A 19,141-nucleotide genomic window follows, 5' to 3' on the forward strand; every position below is an offset into this window, starting at 1 on the left:
GGAACCAGCTGCTCGGGGCCCTTGCGATCGCCCACTGAATTCACTGGTGAGGCTGCGGCTGAATGTCGAAGATCTTATGCCGCTGCGTATCCGGTGAATTCCTGCGCAGTCACGGTGACCATGCGGCCACCCATTGCCTTCACCGCCGAGCGCAGTCTGGGATCACCACTGGGCGGTAACGGCATCGACCAAGCGCTCGAACCGTCTTCGGCGTCGATCGCGTGCACGGTGGTGCCGTCGGTCAGGATGAGATGACTTGCGTCGGTTATGCCGTCGTAGCGTGCGGTGTTCGCGAACGGCGTCGGCTGCTGCCAGATTCGGTGTCCGTCGGTGAGATCGAGGCCGGCCAGCTCTGATCCATCGAGCGATCGGACGATCACAGTGTCGGCCACTACTCCTTCTACGGCGCTCATACGTCCGGTGTGCTCGTCGATACCGATCTGCGCATTGGTCCAGAGGACTCGGCCTGTCGTTCGCTCGTAGGCGCTTTCACCGGTGAGGATCGGCGGCGGCGTCGCGGTCGCGGTCGGGTACCACTCGAGGAGGAAGCTCGCGTTGCTGACCTCGGTGATCGGGTGGCCGTTGCGATCGAGAAGCGTGACCCGTCCCGGGCCCCGGTCGCGGCCGATCACCTGCGAAGCGACAATGCCGCCGTCGAACGTATGGCCAACGGGGCCGGTGAACAGCAACTCGCCGGTGCGCAGATCGTAGACGCGAACGCCTTGGTCGTGCCCGTCCATGAAGTAGTCCTGCGCGATCCTGGGCCTGACCGGATCGCCGGGAACGGGCGTCGGATACGTCCGCCGCCAGGTGGCGTCGATAGCCGAGACGGTCCCGCGCGTGACGACGGCGGTCATCCAGTCCGCGGTTCGGCCGACAACCGAAGCCACGCCGTCGCGCACCGCCACGTCCATAACCTCGAAGTCCGTCGCATGGTCTCCAAGTACCGCGCCCGTGGCAGCCTCGATGATCAACACCCGATTCGTGCCGTGGCAGGCGATCTTTCCATCGAAGACCTGCTCGCGGCAGCCGAGGAGTTCGCCGACATCGGTCGTCCATCGCACCTGGCCGGTGTCCGGATCGATGCCGTGCATACGCACCCGCCCGACGGTCAGTCCAGCACTTTCGCCCGGCGCAGGCGCGCCGGGCACCGCGGTTGCCGCGACGATCATCGTCCCGGTGTCCATTGGCGAGCCGTAGCCGTAGTAGCGGCTCAGGGTCTGCGGCGCGGCCAGCAAAACCGCACCGGCCTCGTCGGACAAGTCGGCCGCGCGCAATGTCCACTGCGGCACCGGAGCGGAGTCGAGCCGGGGCGAAATACGGAACCGGCCGCCGGTCGCGGATACCTCCTGCGGCTGCACAGGCGATCGGTTCACCCACACGACCGCGGCGACACCCGCCACCACAGCCACGACCAGCACCGCGATCAAGATCTTCCGCCGAGAGGTGAGCCATCGTGCAGCCTTGTTCACTCGGAGGGTCTCCTTCATACATCGGCACCAGGGACTGGACAGTGCGAATATGCAAGGTATCAGGCATCTTCGAGGGTGGTAATCGCGAAGATGATGTGGTAACCGATGCGTTGTGGGCGAGGTTGGAGCCGTTGATTCCAGTGCGGCAGTGACGCTTCCGTCGCCGATTCGATCGTCGTGGATCCGGGGGAACCGCGTTGCGGGCAGTGTCGGTGGTCAGTGCGTCCGCGGCTACGTGTGCGGCGTCCACTGCCGCCCGTCGAACCAGCGCACGACGCCGGGGTTGGCCGGATCCGGATACCCCCTGTGGCAGCGATGGTGCGGGATGGTTCGGTCTGCGAGATCTGGACTGCACGATGAGCAGGACGAGCCCGACACCCAACCAGTGCCACAATCAAGAGCAGCAGGAGTTCCGTGCGGCAAGTACGGACGGGCCGCCGGTCCGAGCCGTGGCTGGAACCGCTTTCGCACCGGTCAGTAGGCTGTCACCTATGACGGTAGGAACGACGACCGGCCAGGATATCCGCGAGGCTGTGCACGATGCCGCGCGTAAGGCTCGGGTGGCTTCGCGGGCGCTCGCACAGCTGACCACGGCGCAGAAGAACGAGGCGCTGCATGCGGCCGCGGATGCGTTGCTCGCGGCGGCCGATACTGTGCTCGCCGCCAATGCCGAGGACATCGCGACCGCGCAGGCGGCGGGAACCGAGGAGTCCCTGCTGGACCGGCTGCGGCTGACGAAGGCGCGCATCGACGGCATCGCCTCGGGGCTGCGTCAGGTGGCGGGGCTGCCCGATCCGGTCGGGGTGGTCGTGCGCGGGTCGACGTTGCCGAATGGGCTGGAGATCCGTCAGGTCCGGGTGCCGCTCGGCGTGGTGGGCATGGTCTACGAGGCCCGGCCGAATGTCACCGTCGACGCATTCGGACTCGCTCTCAAGTCCGGTAATGCGGCGCTGCTGCGCGGCTCCTCCTCGGCCGCCCACTCGAATGCCGCACTGGTCACCGTGCTGCGGGAAGCCCTTGTCGCACTGGACATTCCGGCCGATGCGGTACAGCTGCTGCCCAGCCACGATCGCTCCAGCGTGACCCACCTGATCCAGGCCCGCGGCCTGGTCGACGTGGTCATCCCACGCGGCGGGGCGGGGCTGATCAATGCGGTGGTCCGCGATGCCCAGGTGCCCACCATCGAGACCGGTACCGGCAACTGCCACGTCTACGTGCATGAAGCCGCCGATCTGGAGATGGCCGAGCAGATCCTTATCAATGCCAAGACCCGTCGCCCCAGCGTGTGCAATGCCGCCGAGACGGTGCTGATCGACGATGCGATCGCCACCACCGCCGTGCCCCGGCTGATCGAGGCGCTGGAGCGCTACGGCGTCACCGTGCACGGCGATCTGCCCGGACTGGTGCCCGCCAACGATCAGGACTGGGGCGAGGAGTACCTGACCCTCGATATCGCGCTCAAGGTCGTCAAGGATCTCGACGAGGCCGTCGAGCACATCAACACCTGGGGCACCGGCCACACCGAGGCCATCGTCACCGCTGAACTGGCCGCGGCCCGCGAATTCACCAACCGCGTCGATGCCGCCGCTGTCATGGTGAACGCCTCCACCGCCTTCACCGATGGTGAGCAGTTCGGCTTCGGCGCGGAGATCGGCATCTCCACCCAGAAGCTGCACGCCCGCGGCCCGATGGCACTGCCGGAACTGACCTCGACCAAATGGATCGTCTGGGGCGACGGCCAGATCCGCCCGGTCTAGATTTCGTTCGGCGTAAGAACCGCCGAGCGCTTGCTTCGGGTACTCCCGTAGGTTAGGGGTGGGATTGAATGGAAGGACGCTACGTGGGTACCGAAAGCGCAGTGCAGGAGCCGATCTTCACCTCGGTCGACGATGTGATCGAACGGCTGGCCACGACCGGGTACCTGGCCGATAAGGCGACGGCGACCTCGGTATTCCTGGCCGATCGGCTCGGTAAGCCGCTGCTTATCGAGGGTCCGGCCGGTGTCGGCAAGACCGAACTGGCCAGGGCGGTCGCGCAGACCGCGGATGCGGAGCTGGTGCGTTTGCAGTGCTACGAGGGTGTCGACGAGGCCCGCGCGCTGTACGAGTGGAATCACGCCAAGCAAATTCTGCGGATCCAGGCGTCCAGCGAGAACGATTGGGAAGAGACCAAGGCCGACGTCTTCACCGAGGAATTCCTGCTGTCGCGCCCGCTGCTGACCGCGATCCGTCGCGCCGATCCGACCGTGCTGCTTATCGACGAAACCGATAAGGCCGATGTCGAGATCGAGGGTCTGCTGCTCGAGGTGCTCAGCGATTTCGCGGTCACCGTCCCGGAACTCGGCACGATTACCGCCAGCCGCAAGCCGTTCGTGGTGCTGACCTCCAATGCGACCCGCGAACTGTCCGAAGCGCTCAAGCGGCGCTGCCTCTATCTGCACCTGGACTTCCCGGATGAGGAACTAGAGCGCCGCATCCTGGCCAGCCGGGTGCCGGAGCTGTCCGCCTCGGTCGCCGCGCAGTTGGTCCGGATCGTGCACGTGCTGCGTGGGATGCAGCTGAAGAAGCTGCCGAGTGTCGCGGAGTCGATCGACTGGGGACGCACCTTGCTCGCGCTGGGTCTGCAGGATCTCGACGACACCACCGTGCGCGCCACCCTCGGTGTCGTGCTCAAGCACCAGGCCGACCACCAGCGCGCGCTGGCCGAGCTGAAGCTGGCCTGAGCCATGGCGGCCGGATCGCAGCCCACACTCGATGCGCCGCACGGGATTTCGGGACATCTCGTCGGTTTCGTCGAGGCTTTGCGGGAGCGCGGCATCCCGGTCGGTCCGTCGGAAACGGTGGACGCGGGCCGTGTGGTGTCGGTGCTGGATCTGATGGACCGTGAGGTCGTGCGCGAAGGTCTGGCCTGTTCGCTACTGCGCCGCACCACCCATCGCAGCACCTTCGACGGCCTGTTCGACCTGTGGTTCCCGGCCGCCCTCGGTGCGCGCAGTAGCACTGCGGATGATCTCGAACTTCCGCGCACACCGTCCGGCGAGATCGATATTCCCGCGCTGCGCGGACTGCTCGCGGCCCTGCTGACCAGGGAGGATTCGACGCAGCAGCAGGAAATGATCGCCGCGCAGCTGGTCGAACAACTCGGGCAGTACGAATCCTCGCGTGGTCCCTCCTTCTCCGCGTACCGGACGCTGCGCGAAGTCCAGCCGGAAACACTGCTGGCCAGGATTCTGCAGGGATTGGCTATCGGACCGGATACCAGCGAATTCGATACCGAGATCGCCCGCCGCATCGGCCGGCAGCGCATCGCCGGCTTCCGCGCCATCGTGGAGGCGGAAACGCATCGGCGGGTGGCCGAGAATATCGGCAGGGAGCGCGTCGCGAGCTATGCCGTCACTCGTCAAGTCGAGGATGTCGACTTCCTTCGTGCCTCCGAAACCGAGCTGGCGGAGATGCGGCGCAGCACCCAGCGACTGGCCCGAATCCTGGCGTCCCGACTTGCCGTGCGGCGCAGGCATTCTCGTCGCGGTGAGATCGATTTACGCAAGACGCTGCGCAAATCCATGTCGACCGGCGGCGTCCCCATCGACCTGGTGAATCGCAAACCGCGACCGGGTCGCCCCGAACTGGTGCTGCTCTGCGATGTGTCCGGCTCGGTGGCCGGATTCAGCAATTTCACGCTCCTGCTGGTCAATTCGCTGCGTGAACAGTTCTCCCGGGTGCGGATATTCGCCTTCGTGGACCGGACCGATGAGGTGACCGGATTCTTCGATCCGAACACCCAACTGGACCAGTCCATGGCCCGTATCTTCACCGAGGGCAAGGTGGTCGGCCTGGACGGGCACTCCGACTACGGCCATGCGCTGTCGACCTTCGTCGAGCAGTGGCCCGATGCGGTGACCTCGCGCAGTTCGCTGCTGATCCTCGGCGATGCTCGGACCAATTACCGTGATCCGGATCTGAATACGCTGCGCGAGCTGGTGCACACCGCCAAGCACGCGCATTGGCTGAATCCGGAGAAGGAAAGCAACTGGGGCACCGGTGATTCCGCCGCCGACAGATATCGCGAAGTGATCGAGATGCACGAGTGCCGCTCGGCCAAACAACTGACCGCGGTGGTGTCCCGGCTGCTACCGGTGTGACGCGATTGTGACCGAACTCATTATCGGTCTCCGTTAACACCATCAGCATTCGTTAAGGGAACTATTGGCGCTGCGCACCAGGATTCGGTCCATGGTGAACAACACGCCGGGTGGGTCTGGCCGCAGCGGTAGTGGGGATTATTCGTTCCAGGTCGATCTGCGCGGAATCGTCGACCTGCTCTCGCATCACTTGTATTCGAGTCCCCGGGTCTACATCCGTGAACTACTGCAGAACGCGGTCGATGCCGTCACCGCGCGCAGGCAGCGCGATGCCTTGGCGCCCACCGCGATTCGGCTGGTCGTCGACGAATCCGGGCTGCGGATAACCGATCACGGCATCGGCCTCACCGAGGCGGATGTGCACCGCTTCCTCGCCACCATCGGACATTCGTCCAAGCGCGACGATATCGAGGGTGCGCGCCGAGAGTTCCTCGGGCAATTCGGCATCGGGCTGCTGGCGTGCTTCACCGTGGCCGAGACGATCCGAGTGGTCACCCGCTCGGCCATCGACCCGGCCGCCCCGCCCGTCGAATGGCTGGCCGCCGCCGACGGCACCTACTCGCTGCGTTTGCTCGATCCGGCAGCGCAGCAAGAGCCGGGCACCACGGTGCATCTCACGCCGCGAGCCGGTGCGCAGGCGTGGTTCACGCCTGGGCGGGTGCTGGATTTGGTCCGCGATTATGGTTCGCTGCTGCCCTATGAGGTGACGGTCGAGGCGAATGGTGCCGGACTGCGCGCGACCGATGGTCCGCCGGTGTGGCGGCGCGCCTACGCATCCCCGGCCCAGCGGCGTGCGGCGCTGTTCGAGTACGGCGAGCGCGTCCTCGGATTCACCCCGCTGGATGTAATCGATCTCGATGCCGAACTGGCGGGGGTCAGCGGGGTCGCTTTCGTGCTGTCACAGCCGGGCAATCCCGCCGAAAGCAGTGCGCACCGGGTGTATCTCAAGGGCATGCTGCTCGGTGACGCGGTGCGCGGACTGCTGCCGGACTGGGCCTTCTTCGTGCGCTGTGTCATCGATACCGACAGCCTGCGCCCGACCGCCTCTCGCGAGGGCCTATACGAAGACGAACGCCTCGCCATCGTCCGCGACAGCCTCGGCGACCGAATCCGCGACTGGCTCACCGAAATCGCCGCCGAACAGCCCGAGCGGCTCGCCGCATTCCTGTCCGTGCACTCACTCGGTGTCAAGGCGATGGCACGGCATTCGCCGGACATGCTGCGGATCATGGTGCCGCACTTGCTGTTCGAGACGACCGACGGCCGGGTACCGCTGACCGAATTCGCGCGCAACCATCCGACCGTGCGGGTGACGGCGACGGTGGAGGAATTCCGTCAGGTGGCCGCCACCGCGGCCGCGCAAGGCATCGGCGTTGTCAATGGCGGCTATACCTACGATGCGGAACTCGTCGCGCTGCTGCCGACGATCCTGCCTGGCACCACCGTGACCGAGCTGGACGCGGACGCGGTTACCGCCGCCCTCGACCTGGTGGATCCCGCCGAGGAACTGTTGTTGGCTACGGTGCTCGCCGCGGCGCGCACCGCACTGGATCCGCTGACCTGCGATGTGATTCTGCGTGCGTTCCATCCGGTTTCGGTTCCAGCACTGCATCTGGACAGTCGGGGTGCGCGTCATGAGCGAGCGCGGGTCGAGACCGCCGTCGGTGCGGATGAGCTCTGGACCGAAATCCTCGGCGCGCTGGAGGCCAGCGCACCCCGTGCCCAACTGGTGTTGAACCACAACAGCCCGGTGGTCCGACGGTTGAGCCGGATCGATGACCCGGCCTTCCTGCGGACCGCGGTCGAATCGCTCTACGGCCAAGCGTTATTGATGACGCACCGGCCGCTGCGACCGGCCGATACCGCGCTGCTCAATCGCGCTTTCGGCGAATTCCTCAGCTGGGCGACCCGGCGTGCGGCGGGCGAGACCGCGGAGGAGGCCTGAGATGGATGCCTCCGAGCTCCGATCCGCGCTGGCGCAGAGCCGTTCACTGCCACCAGGACGCGGCCGCACCGAGCGACTGGAAATGCTTGCCGCCGATGCGAAGTCGGGTCCCGACCGGGCACTGGAGGGGAGTGTCCTGTTGGAACTGGCCCAGGCGTATGCGTATGCGGGCGAACGCGATCTGGCACCGGTCGCCTACGGCAGGCTGTTGCGGATCTACGACGACTACCCGGCCGAACTCGGCCCGATGACGCATTCGGTGCACTGGTATCTGAAATGGCTGACCTGGGGCCTGATCGAGAATCCCGCGGTGCCGCTGCAGACCACCTACCGCTGGCTCGACGAGCTCGAAAGTCGTTACCGGCAGCGGGGGTACAGTGCGCGTCCGGTGCTCGCATTGCGCTCCGACTTGGCACGGGAGCTGGGTCAGCACGACCTGGCCGCCGAACTGCTGGACGCGGCGCGTGCGGCCCCGCGCGACAGCATGTCCGATTGCGACGCCTGTGAACGTAACCAGTGGGGTGCGAACTACGCACAGGCCGGTGACGACGAGTCCGCACTGGAGAGCTGGCGTCCGGTCATCGACGGCACGCGCAGCTGCGCCGAGGAGCCGCATCGGGTGCTCGGGCAGGCATTGCTACCGATGTTGCGCACCGGGCGCACCGCCGAGGCACGCAGTGCGCATTTGACGGGTTATCCACTGGTGCGCCACCTTCCGGATCTGCGGCGCTCGGTTGGCGAGCACATCGAGTTCTGCGCACTGACCGGGAACGAGGCGCGTGGTCTGGAGATGCTGGCCGAGCATGCGGCGTGGCTGACCGATTCCGGTGCGGATGCCGCCATCCGGCTGTCCTTCATATCGGGAGTGTGCGTGCTGTTGCGGCGGCTGACCGAGCGGGATCTCGGTGCGCTCGAAGTCGGTGCGGGCACGGTGGATTCGGTACGCGCCGAGCTGAGCGTCGAAATCGGCGAGCTCACGGCACGTTACGACGCGCGCAATGGCAATTCGGTGGTCAGCGAGCGGGTCACGGCCCGGCTCGCGCAACGACCGCTGATCGACCATCTGCCACTCGGCGCGCGAAACACGTTGCCGCGCAAGGTTTCCGCCGTGGTGCCTGTGCGGACGGCTACCGCCGAGGAACAAGCCGAGGACGCACTGCAGCTGGCCGAGCTCGCCGCAGTACGCCTCGTCGACTATCCGAAGGATGCCGAACAGTATCTGCGCCAGGCACTTTCGATCGGCGCTACCGCGCTGCCCGCCGAACATCTCGCCCGCCTGAGTTCCCAGCTCGTCATGGTGCTCTCCGGACAGCCGGGCCGGGAATACGAACTGGCCGATGTGGCACTCACCGCCGCCGCACGGTGGGAACCGATTTCGGCCGCGGATGCGATACACCTCACCTTCGTCGCCGCGCGCGCCTACCACCGTGCCGGACGGCATGGGGAGGCAGCGGCCCTGTTCGAGCAGCCACTCGCGGCCGGCGAGCAGCCGTATCCGCCCGCCGAAATGGCGATCGTGCGCCGCCAATACGGCGAATCCCTGCGCAAGCTCAACCGATTCCGCGACGCGGCACAGCAATTCGTCGAGGCGGCCCGTCTGGTCCACAACGATCCCGACCGCGTCGAACTCGAAGCCGAGCTCGCCTGGTCGGCCGCCTCGGTCCTGGACTACTGCGGCGAAGACGAACAAGCTGTCGTCGCCTTCCTCCGCGCCGCGCACCTCTGGGGCACCCTCGACCGCGTCGGCCCCCGGGCCAAATGCCTGCGCTCCGCCGCCTGGCTACAGCTCTACGGCGCCGGATCGGAATCCGACCGCCCCTGGCTCACGACAATGCGCGACCTACTCGCGGAACTGGAAAACCTGGCCGAAACGTCCCCATCACCCGAACTGGCGACCGAACTACTCAACACCCGGACCCAACTCGCGGATATGCAACGCGACGAGCCGGACCACTGATCACCCAGCCGACTGCTCGGCGACAAGCCCGCCGAGCAGCGCGTCGACCTGGTCGAAGGCGATGGCACCGGCGAGCGGATTCGAATAGCTGCGGGTCGAGACGATCAACCCGTCACGCACCCGGGAGACGTTGATGATCGCGAGGTCGAACCGCTTGCCGGTGGCCAGCACCGTGCCGTTGATCCGGTACTCGGAGATGACGACCTCCGGATCGGCAGTCTCGTGGATGCGGACATTGTCGACGGAATCGAAGCGCTGAATCCTGGCGCCCTCCAACAGATGTGTGCGAAACGCCTCGCGACCGACCTCGGGCTGTTCCGCACCCGGCGGCAGGAACGGCAGTTCGAACACCGCGTCGACGGCATACACATCGGCCATCTCCGGTGTCGGGCCGCCGGCGGTCAGGGACAGCAGGCGTTCGATGGTCTCGCGAGAGGTGGTGGACATGGCAGACTCCTGTTCGACAGCTAACCGGGGTGATCCCCCCGGTTAATATACGGGGCGCTTGCCCCGCTTGTCTCCCTTGCGTCGGGGACACGCTGATTCCCGCAGACCCGGGAAGTCGCCACCGAGCTTCGCGCGCCCTTCACCGAACTGCCGTGGGCCCGGCGGTATTTGCGGACGATAAGAAAACTGTTAGGCGGCATCGGCATTGTTGGGAAGACACCGAGATCGCCTCGGTGCGATCTCGAATGGGGGAGCCCCGGATGAAGAAGTCCGTTGTTGTCATCGGTGCGTTGGCCACCGCCGCCGTACTGGCGGCCTGCGGGCCGGACGGATCGTCCGGGACCGGTGTGAGTTCGACCTCGGCCACAGCGACCACTACGGGGGCGACGTCGTCGCCAACAGTCGCCGGGTCGCCGCAGGCCGCCCCCTTCACCGCTACCACGGTGACTCTCGTCGGAAACTACTATCGCGTGGACGTGCCGCAGGTGGAAGGTGGGACCGACGTCGCCCGATTCGGATTCAATCGGGCGATGCAGGACGGGGTAGTGCAGTGGATCAGCCACAACAGCCTGCCGATGGACTCGGTCACGAGTCGCGACGGTGAGATGGTGCGGATCGGGTCCCGCGTGCTGAGCGGGCACCTGATCGTCACCGTGTACGGGGATGGCGCGGCGCATCCGAACAGCTTCGATCTCGCGCAGGTCACCGATATCGACACCGGCCAGTCGATCACCCTGCCCGACCTGTTCACCGATCTGCAGCAGGGCCTGAACACACTCTCGATTCAGGCCGAGGCCCTGGTGCGGCAGAACCCGAGGGCGACGGGCTACAGCAAGAGCCTGCTCACCCCGGTTGCCGAGCACTTCCAGACCTGGGTTGCCACACCCGAGGGGATGCGGATCTATCTCGGTGAAATCTCCTCGCACGCCGCGGGCAATATCGATGTCACCATGCCGTGGTCCGCGCTGGACAGTGTGTTGAAGCCGGGGGTGCGCGCGGTCGTCAGCAGCTGATGAACCAGCGATAGCTCGCGGTGGTACCTTCTCGGGCACTGACGTGAGCTATTCGGGGAGGCTTAATGAGGAAGACCGCTGCCGCTGTCCTGGTCAGCGTCCTGTTGGCCGTGCTGACGGCCTGTGGGTCCGCCGACCGGGCCGATTCGGCTGCGGTATCCGCCTTCGCAGCGACCACGATCCGGCTCGAGGGCCCTTGGTATTCCTTCGATCTGCCGCAGGTCGAAGGCGGAACCGAGGATGCGCGCACCGATTTCAACGACGGTATGCGTGCCGAGTTGGATCCGTTCCTCCGGGCCGCGGCGCAGGATCGGGCGGTCAAGGGGTTCAACAGCGAGGTCGCCCATATCGGCCGCCACGTGCTCAGCGGTGTGCTCGGCATCGAGGTCGAGGTCGACGGCGGCAAATTGCATCCGACCACCTTCAAGCGGACCCACGTGACGGATATCGACACCGGCAAGGCGCTCACCCTGCCCGATCTGTTCAGCGATCTGCCGAAGGCCCTCGATCGGCTGTCGGCGCAGGCGGAGGTGCAAATCCGCAAGACCCGCGTCGGCACGAACCCCTACGACAAACAGCGCATCGCACCGGCCGTGGAGAACTTCAAGGACTGGCTGGCCATGCCCGACGGTCTGCGCGTCTACCTCGGGGAGATCGCCTCGCACGCGCTGGGCTATATCGACATCACGATCCCGTGGTCCGAACTCGACGCAGTGCTGAAGCCAGGTCTGCGGGCAGTCGTCAGCAGTTGACCGTCCGGCCCCGGCTCGGACCGAACCGACCGGTTAAGCTCGGCTCTCATGCAGGAGAACGGTCGGCGTCGACGCAAGCTGGGGGTGATGGGTGGCACCTTCGACCCCATCCACCACGGCCACCTCGTCGCCGCCAGCGAGGTCGCGAACCGGTTCGAACTGGACGAAGTGATCTTCGTCCCGACCGGACAGCCGTGGCAGAAGGCCGATAAGCAGGTCAGCCCGGCCGAGGATCGCTATCTCATGACCGTGATCGCGACCGCTTCCAACCCCCGATTCTCGGTCAGCCGGGCCGATATCGACCGGGGCAAGGTCACCTACACCGTCGACACCCTGCGCGAGATGCGCACCAAGCATCCCGACGCCGAGCTGTACTTCATCACCGGAGCTGACGCGCTCGCCAATATCTTGACGTGGCAGGATTGGGCGGAGTTGTTCGAACTGGCGAAATTCGTCGGGGTGAGCCGACCGGGGTATGAGCTGAACACCGATCATCTCGAGGAGCATCTGCGCGACCTGCCGGTCGATGCGGTGACCATGATCGAGATCCCGGCGTTGGCGATCTCATCGAGTGAATGCCGTCGCCGCGCCGCCGAGAACCGGCCGGTGTGGTACCTCGTGCCCGACGGCGTCGTGCAGTACATATCGAAGCGGCATTTATATGTGCCCGTTGGAGTGGAAGGTAGTTAATGCGTGAGCGAGCGCAGCGAGCGAACCAATAATGGAGCCGCTTATGCGGTCATGCCGGAGCCGAGCGCTAGCGAGGTGGAGGCATGAGCGCATCGGTCGAGTCGGTGGAGATGGCGCAGGTCGCCGCGCGCGCGGCGGACGAGAAGCTGGCCACCGACGTCGTGGTGCTCGACGTGTCCGAGCAGTTGGTGATCACCGACTGCTTCGTGATCGCCTCCGCGCCGAACGAGCGTCAGGTCAATGCCATCGTCGACAATGTCGAGGAGAAGCTCCGCGCGGCCGGGCACAAGCCGGTCCGGCGCGAAGGGACCCGTGAGGGTCGGTGGGCACTGCTGGATTACGTCGACGTCGTCGTGCACATCCAGCACAATGACGAACGCAATTTCTATGCGCTGGAACGGCTCTGGAAGGATTGTCCGGCGGTTCCGGTGGACGGGATCGCGGCCGGGTCCGATGTGTTCAAGCACACCGAGTCCGAGGGTGTCGCGGTGCGTGGTGAAGCGGGGGAAGAACGCGAGTGAGCAAGTATGCCGGCGTCCGCACGCTGATCCTGCTGCGGCACGGGCAGACCGAGTGGAATGCTTCCGACCGGATGCAGGGGCAGATCGACACCGATCTCACCGAGCTCGGTCGTCGTCAGGCGAAAGAGGCCGCGCGCGAACTGGTTTCGCGCAATGCGATCGCCATCGTGTCCTCCGATCTGCGGCGCGCCTTCGATACCGCCTCGGCACTGGCCGACCATACCGATGTTCCAGTGGTCCAGGATCGGCGGCTGCGGGAAACCAACCTCGGCGACTGGGAGGGGTTGACCCATCTGGAGGTCGACGCCGACTATCCGGGCGCGCGGGTCGCGTGGCGCTTGGATGCGGCCTATACCCCGCCCGGCGGTGAGAGCAAGCTCGAGGTCGGCGCACGGTCCCTACCGGTTGTTCGAGAATTGTTCGCCGAGCGGCAGGATTGGCCAGGCCGGACTATCATCCTGGTGGCGCACGGCGGGCTGATCGCCGCCCTCACGGCCGCGCTGCTCGACCTGCCGCCGCGGAACTGGCCTGCCCTAGGGGGATTGGCCAATACCAGCTGGGTGCAGCTGAGCAGTCACGGTCCGAGCATCGATCAGCCCGGTTGGCGCCTGGATGTGTGGAATGCAGCGGCGAAGGTGGCCCCGGATGTCCTCTGAAGAACCGGTTCGGCAGGTACCGGATGAATTGTTCCGTCGGGTTTCGGCGAAGCCCGAACGGGCGATCCCGGACGCACTGTTCGGACCTCCCCCGGTGAAGCAGGTCGAGCCGGAGGAACCGGCCGAGTCGCAGTCGGCCGAGTCCGACGGCGACGAATCGGTTGCCGCCGCCGACTCCGGGGAAGGTAACGAGGAGCCCGCCACGCACGTGACCGAGTTCGGAGCCGGCGCGGAGCCCGCGGAACCGGCGAGTGAACCACCGGAAGGTGTTGCGGCAGCTTTCGATACGGATATCGCGGCGTCGACCGATGAGTCGGTGATCGGCACTGCTCCCACAGACGAGTCCATAGCTCCCGAAGCGGAATCCGCGCCCGACGTCACGGCTGCGGTTTCGGCGAGTGGTGACGAGTCCACAGTGGATTCGGTGGTCGACGATCCCGAATCGGTACCCGTGCTCGAATCGGTTATCGGCGACGAGGTTTCGGCCGCCGTAGCCGAACCGGCCTCGACCGATGATTCGGATCGCCCGGTGCTGCTGGTGATCGCGGACTCACTGTCCTACTTCGGTCCGAAGGGCGGCCTGCCCGCGGACCATCCGAAGATCTGGCCGAATCTGGTCGGCGCCGAACTCGATTGGGATGTCGAGCTGATCGGGCGGATCGGCTGGACCTGCCGGGACGCGTACTGGGCGCTGATCGGCGACCCCCGGGTGTGGGCAGCGGTACCGCGCGCGGGTGCGGTCGTCTTCGCGGTCGGCGGCATGGACACCTTGCCCTCGCCGCTGCCGACCGCGCTGCGCGAGTTGATCCGCTATGTGCGCCCGCCGATGCTGCGTCGCGGCGTCCGCTCCACCTACAACTGGCTGCAGCCCAAGCTGTCGAAACTCGGTCGCCCCGTGGCATTGCCGCCGAAGGTGAGCGTGGACTACCTGGAGCAGTCGCGCGAAGCGCTGGCCCAGCTGCGTCCGGATCTGCCGGTCGTGGCGGTACTGCCGTCCGTGCACAACTGTGCCGCCTACGGACATGTGCACAGCGGCCGGGAGCGTGCCGTCCAGGCGCTGCGCGCATGGTCGGCCAAGACTTCCGTCCCGCTGGTCGATCTCGGTGAAGCGGTGCGCGAGGACATCTTCTCCGGCGACGCGAATCCGGACGGCATCCACTGGGGCTGGGCCGGACATACCGCCGTGGCGAATTCGATGGTGAAGACCTTGCAGGAGGTTCGGTAGTCCGTGGCCGTTGTGGTCGTCACCGATTCGTCCGCCAGCCTCCCTGCCGAACTCGTCGCTGAGTTGGACATCGCCGTTGTCCCACTGCATGTGCTGGTCGGCGACCGCACAATCCGCGAAGGCGTCGACGCCATCGATATCGACTACGGCTCGGATACCGTGACGACCTCGGCGGCCTCACCCGGTGAGCTGCGTGCCGTCTACGAGCAGGCGCTCGAGCGCAGCAATGGGGACGGCGTTGTCGCGGTGCATCTTTCGCGTCAACTCTCCGGTACTTGGGAGGCGGGACGGCAGGCGGTCCGCGATATGGACGCAGCCGATCAGGTACGGCTGGTCGATTCGCTCGGGGCCGGCCTGGCCACCGGCCTGCCGGCGCTGGCCGCCGCGCGTCGCGCGCACAGCGGCGCGCCATTGGATGTCGTCTATGACACCGCCGTTGCGGCAGCCGGCCGGTCACGCACCTTCATCCTGGTGAACCGCACGGAGCAATTGCGCCGAGGCGGCCGATTGAGCAGCGCCGCAGCCTTTTTCGGCAGCGAACTGGTGAGCAAACCGCTGCTGCAGATCGTCGAGGGCCGCTTGGAACTGCGCGAAAAGGTGCGTACCCGTTCGAAGGCCTACGCCAAACTCGTTGCGGCAGCGGTGGATGCGGCCGGTGACGATGGTGCCGCCGTCGCCGTACAACACCTGGGTGCCGAGGATGCCGCGCATACCGTCGCCACCCAACTGCGCGAGTTGCTGCCCGGCATCCGCGAATTCATCGTCGCGGAATTCGGTCCGACGCTGGCCGTTCACCTTGGCGTCGGTGCGGTCGGTGTGTTGGTCGTCCCCGGCGGCTGCGCCTGATCGGCTACGGTCCAGCACTCGCGGGTGTGCCGCATCTCCGGTCGAATGGCATGATGAGCGTAATAATTTCTGCGTGATCGCAACCCCTTCGGTCGGCACCGGAGGTGACTAACGTCGCGGCATGACGAGTTCCGCAACTCCGATCAATCCGCCGCTGATCATCGAATCGGTCGAGTGGGCGCATCCGGACGCGGTCATCCTGCGCGATGAGATGGCCGCCGAGGTCGGTCCGCGCTACGCCTATCTGGCGAAACATGTGCGAGATAAGCCGAATGCCGTCGATCCCGCTACCGTGCATCGCACCTTCGTCGCATATTGCGGCGAGCCGGTCGGGCACACCGCCGTGCGCTGGAATGCGGGTGAGCTCGAGTTGAAACGGATGTTCGTGCGTCCTGGTTACCGAGGTTCCGGCGTTGCGCCGCTGCTGCTTTCGGCTGCCGAGGCCGCCGCCCGCGCACTTGCGCTGCCCCGGCTGATCCTGCAGACCGGCCACCTGCAGCCGGAGGCGGTTCGCTTCTATGAACGCAGCGGCTACCACCGCATCCCGATCTTCCCACCCTATGAATCCCTGCCCCAGTCCAACTGCTTCGCCAAGGCTCTGAACTGACCGATGCCACGATCCACAATGTGCGTCGGTGCCGCCAGGCGGCACCGCCCGACCCGACCTCGTCAGCGGGATATCACCAAGTGCCGCAAGGGCGCTCGGCGATATCGAGTGGGATGGCCGAGCTTCGGTATCGAGGCGGTGTACGGCAGCTATGGTGACGAGGTGGGGAACGAATGTCCGATCTGCGATAAGCACCGGGGGATCGGTGCGCTGGTCGGTCCGGTGATCTACGCGGACGACTTGGTATTGGTCACGCATCGGCCGCTCACCGAGGGCACGCCGGTGCCGGGCTACCTCTTCGTGGAGACCCGGCGGCACGCACCGACGTTGTCTACGCTGACCGACGCCGAGGCCCAGGCGGTGGGCTGGGCGGCCCGACGGGCCGCGCACGCGTTACACGTCGAGCTGGCACCGGAATTCGTGTTCTCCGCGATCACCGGACTGAGCGTCACGCATTTCCATCAGCACGTATTCGCTCGTCCGCATGGCACCCCCGCCTCGGTGCCGTGGACGAACGCCGATGCGTGGCCGGACGCGCCACACATAGACGCGTGCGCACTCGGCGAGCTGTGCGACCGCTTGGCGATCCATTTCGTCACCGAGCACTGAAGGTCACAGCAGGGTGCTGTGCGCTGCGATGAGTTCGGTTATGCGGGAAAGCAATTCGTCGGCCGGTAGCGGTTCGAGGCGTTGTCCGTCCCGAAGCCGCACCGCGACAAGGTCATTCGCGACCTCCTTCGGACCTATCACGACTTGGTAGGGGACCAGGCGGGCCCGGCGAATGCGCGCGCCGAGACTGCCGAGCTCGTGATCGGCGATCTCGGCGCGCAGTCCCAGCTCGAGGCAGCGTTCGACGAGTGCTTCGGCAGGTGCCGACTCGGCCGCCGAAACCGGTAGGACGACTAACTGAGTCGGGGCAAGCCAGGCCGGGAACGCACCGCCGTGCACCTCGATCAGGTGTGCGACGGCCCGTTCGACGCTGCCGATAATGCTGCGGTGCACCATGACCGGCCGGTGTTCGGCGCCGTCTGCGCCGATGTAGTGCAGGTCGAATTGCTCCGGTTGGTGGAAGTCGACCTGCACGGTGGAGAGGGTGAATTCGCGGTCCGCGCTGTCGGTGAACTGGATATCGATCTTGGGGCCGTAGAACGCGGCCTCGCCCTCGGCTGCTTCGTAGGGTAGGCCGGAGCGGTCGAGCACGTCGGTGAGCATGGCGATCGACTGCTGCCAGAGTTCCGGGGCCGCGACGTATTTCCCGCCCGGACCGGGTAGCGAGAGGCGGTATCGGGTGGGCCGGATGCCCATGGCCGCATGTGCCGATCGGATCAGTTCCAGCGCGCCCGCGACCTCGTCGGCGACCTGATCCACGGTGCAGAAGATGTGTGCGTCATTGAGCTGGATCGCGCGGACACGGGTGAGTCCGCCGAGTACACCGGAGAGTTCCGCTCGATACATCCCGCCCAATTCGGCCATCCGCAAAGGCAATTCGCGGTAGCTGTGCGATCGGGAGCGGAACATTACCGCGTGATGCGGACACAGGCTCGGGCGCAGCAGCACCTGCTCGCCGCCCAACTGCATGGGCGGGAACATGTCGTCGCGGTAGTGCGACCAGTGCCCGGATATTTCGTAGAGCTCCCGCTTCCCGAGCGCCGGTGAGTACACGTGCCGGTACCCGGCGCGTCGTTCCGCGGTGCGGATGAACTCCTCGAGTGCGTGGCGCACGGTGGCGCCATCGGGCAGCCAGTACGGCAGGCCGGATCCGATCAGCGGATCGGTATCGAACAGGCCGAGTTCGCGGCCGAGTTTGCGGTGGTCGTGCACGGGGTCTCCTCGCGGATAGCGGGCGAGTGACCACAAGACGAAGCCCCGGGCACTCGCCCGGGGCTTTCGATCTGGACAGCAATCAGCGCGCCGGGACGGTCTCCGGCGTCGTCGTCACAGCAGCGCGCTTCATGTCGGCCACGGTAGCAGAACCGATATGGCGCCGGCACATCGAATATTCCTGCGGTCGTGCCAGGAGATTCGCTGTCACACCTGCTCGGCGAGGAAGTTCTCCCAGGTGAGCTCGCCGACCGTCGCACCATCGAGGGTCAGATTCTCCTTCGCGCGATACGCGCGCCCGATCTTGCCCGGCACCGGAACCGGCAGGAACAGCCGCCGCTTGCCCTCGGCCTTCAGGTATACGCGGATCAGCTCGGCCATCGTGTACACCGTCGGCCCGACCAGATCGGGTACCCGCCCGGCAGGTGCGCCGCGCGTCAGCTCCACGAGCCGCGCTGCCACCTCCCGCGAATCGACCGGCTGCCACAGGACCGCGCCGGGTGCGGGAACGATCGGGCTCTTCGCCATGGCTCGCGCGGTCTTCAGGGCGAGGTCGTGGAACTGGGCCGCGCGCAGGATGGTGTACGGCACGCCCGATTCGATAATGGCCTGTTCGGCGGCGAACTTGGCCCGGAAATAACCGATCGGCAGTTTTCCGGCGCCGACCACGCCGATGTAGACGATGTGCTGGACCCCGGCCTTGGCGGCGGCGTCGACCAGGTGCCGGGTCGCCACATCGTCGCCCTTGGGGCCGCCCGCGAGGTGCAGGATGATTTCCGTGCCGTCGACCGCCGCCTCGACGCCGGTGCCCTCGAGCAGATCACCGGTCACGAATTCGATGCCGTCGCTCGATTCGTGGGCCTTGCGGCTGAGCATTCGAATCTTGAAACCGGCTTCGACCAGCAGGGGTGTGACGTGGCGGCCGAGTGTGCCGGTGCCGCCGGTCAGCAGGATGGTCGTCATGATTCCTCCAAAGTTCGCATGTGCTGGTCTTCACCGGTATGACGACGCAGGCGGGCCTGGTGTGACAAAGCGGGGAATTGTCCGC

Annotated in this window: 19 protein-coding genes; 14 read left to right on the plus strand and 5 right to left on the minus strand. The window is 66.2% G+C overall.

From position 1 onward, the window contains the following. Positions 1–74: 74 nt before the first annotated feature. Together ON44_RS08760 and ON44_RS53940 are read right to left on the minus strand one after the other, a co-directional pair. On the minus strand, positions 75–1,472 hold the full coding sequence (locus tag ON44_RS08760; protein WP_169338047.1) for an outer membrane protein assembly factor BamB family protein: 1,398 nt from the start codon (positions 1,470–1,472) through the stop codon (positions 75–77). Positions 1,473–1,703: 231 nt separating this feature from the next. Next, complete coding sequence (locus ON44_RS53940) at positions 1,704–1,943, minus strand: DUF2510 domain-containing protein (RefSeq protein WP_083897734.1); 240 nt, start codon at positions 1,941–1,943, stop codon at positions 1,704–1,706. Between the two features lie 20 nt (positions 1,944–1,963). On the opposite strand from ON44_RS53940, the gene ON44_RS08765 reads away from it, so the two are divergent. The 5 genes from ON44_RS08765 to ON44_RS08785 all read left to right on the plus strand — a co-directional run bounded on the left by ON44_RS08765 (position 1,964) and on the right by ON44_RS08785 (position 9,515). Then, a complete protein-coding gene (locus ON44_RS08765; RefSeq protein WP_040687823.1) occupies positions 1,964–3,229 on the plus strand; it encodes a glutamate-5-semialdehyde dehydrogenase in 1,266 nt (421 codons plus the stop codon). Positions 3,230–3,297: 68 nt separating this feature from the next. Then, a complete protein-coding gene (locus tag ON44_RS08770) occupies positions 3,298–4,194 on the plus strand; it encodes an AAA family ATPase (RefSeq protein ID WP_051181768.1) in 897 nt (298 codons plus the stop codon). A gap of 3 nt (positions 4,195–4,197) precedes the next feature. After that, on the plus strand, positions 4,198–5,613 hold the full coding sequence (locus tag ON44_RS08775) for a vWA domain-containing protein (RefSeq protein ID WP_040687828.1): 1,416 nt from the start codon (positions 4,198–4,200) through the stop codon (positions 5,611–5,613). A gap of 91 nt (positions 5,614–5,704) precedes the next feature. After that, complete coding sequence (locus tag ON44_RS08780; protein WP_040687831.1) at positions 5,705–7,558, plus strand: HSP90 family protein; 1,854 nt, start codon at positions 5,705–5,707, stop codon at positions 7,556–7,558. 1 nt (position 7,559) lies between these two features. Further along, the gene (locus ON44_RS08785; RefSeq protein ID WP_040687832.1) at positions 7,560–9,515 is read left to right on the plus strand and encodes a tetratricopeptide repeat protein; all 1,956 of its coding nucleotides are present in this window, start codon (positions 7,560–7,562) and stop codon (positions 9,513–9,515) included. Here ON44_RS08785 and ON44_RS08790 read toward each other — a convergent pair whose 3' ends face one another. After that, entirely contained in the window at positions 9,516–9,962 is a 447-nt protein-coding gene (locus ON44_RS08790; protein ID WP_051181769.1) for a nuclear transport factor 2 family protein, read from the minus strand. Between the two features lie 260 nt (positions 9,963–10,222). Between ON44_RS08790 and ON44_RS08795 the strand changes: the two genes are divergently transcribed. The 9 genes from ON44_RS08795 (at position 10,223) to ON44_RS08835 (ending at position 16,881) form a co-directional block, all read left to right on the plus strand. Then, positions 10,223–10,975, plus strand: coding sequence for an RsiV family protein (locus tag ON44_RS08795; protein WP_040687834.1), 753 nt, complete (start codon positions 10,223–10,225; stop codon positions 10,973–10,975). Positions 10,976–11,040: 65 nt separating this feature from the next. Then, the gene (locus ON44_RS08800) at positions 11,041–11,727 is read left to right on the plus strand and encodes an RsiV family protein (RefSeq protein WP_040687836.1); all 687 of its coding nucleotides are present in this window, start codon (positions 11,041–11,043) and stop codon (positions 11,725–11,727) included. A 48-nt stretch (positions 11,728–11,775) separates the two neighbouring features. Further along, positions 11,776–12,417 (plus strand): nicotinate-nucleotide adenylyltransferase, encoded by a 642-nt coding sequence (nadD, locus tag ON44_RS08805; RefSeq protein ID WP_051181771.1) that lies wholly within the window; start codon positions 11,776–11,778, stop codon positions 12,415–12,417. A gap of 83 nt (positions 12,418–12,500) precedes the next feature. Further along, positions 12,501–12,938, plus strand: coding sequence for a ribosome silencing factor (rsfS, locus tag ON44_RS08810; protein WP_083897735.1), 438 nt, complete (start codon positions 12,501–12,503; stop codon positions 12,936–12,938). Continuing rightward, positions 12,935–13,594, plus strand: coding sequence for a histidine phosphatase family protein (locus ON44_RS08815; RefSeq protein WP_040687839.1), 660 nt, complete (start codon positions 12,935–12,937; stop codon positions 13,592–13,594). The genes rsfS and ON44_RS08815 overlap by 4 nt, the downstream gene beginning before the upstream one ends. 538 nt (positions 13,595–14,132) lie before the next feature. Continuing rightward, positions 14,133–14,819, plus strand: a complete 687-nt coding sequence (gene octT / locus ON44_RS53720) for a diglucosylglycerate octanoyltransferase (RefSeq protein WP_051181779.1) — start codon at positions 14,133–14,135, stop codon at positions 14,817–14,819. Positions 14,820–14,822: 3 nt separating this feature from the next. Next, positions 14,823–15,665, plus strand: a complete 843-nt coding sequence (locus ON44_RS08825) for a DegV family protein (RefSeq protein ID WP_040687842.1) — start codon at positions 14,823–14,825, stop codon at positions 15,663–15,665. A 121-nt stretch (positions 15,666–15,786) separates the two neighbouring features. Then, positions 15,787–16,272, plus strand: coding sequence for a GNAT family N-acetyltransferase (locus tag ON44_RS08830; protein WP_051181773.1), 486 nt, complete (start codon positions 15,787–15,789; stop codon positions 16,270–16,272). 162 nt (positions 16,273–16,434) lie between these two features. After that, the gene (locus ON44_RS08835; protein ID WP_218007537.1) at positions 16,435–16,881 is read left to right on the plus strand and encodes an HIT domain-containing protein; all 447 of its coding nucleotides are present in this window, start codon (positions 16,435–16,437) and stop codon (positions 16,879–16,881) included. Between the two features lie 3 nt (positions 16,882–16,884). Here ON44_RS08835 and thrS read toward each other — a convergent pair whose 3' ends face one another. Together thrS and ON44_RS08845 are read right to left on the minus strand one after the other, a co-directional pair. Continuing rightward, complete coding sequence (gene thrS / locus ON44_RS08840; protein ID WP_040687869.1) at positions 16,885–18,093, minus strand: threonine--tRNA ligase; 1,209 nt, start codon at positions 18,091–18,093, stop codon at positions 16,885–16,887. A 207-nt stretch (positions 18,094–18,300) separates the two neighbouring features. Beyond that, positions 18,301–19,056, minus strand: coding sequence for an SDR family oxidoreductase (locus ON44_RS08845; protein WP_245567070.1), 756 nt, complete (start codon positions 19,054–19,056; stop codon positions 18,301–18,303). Between the last annotated feature and the right edge of the window lie 85 nt (positions 19,057–19,141).

The sequence above is a fragment of the Nocardia vinacea NBRC 16497 genome, from assembly GCF_000308835.1.
Taxonomy (GTDB): Bacteria; Actinomycetota; Actinomycetes; order Mycobacteriales; family Mycobacteriaceae; genus Nocardia; species Nocardia vinacea.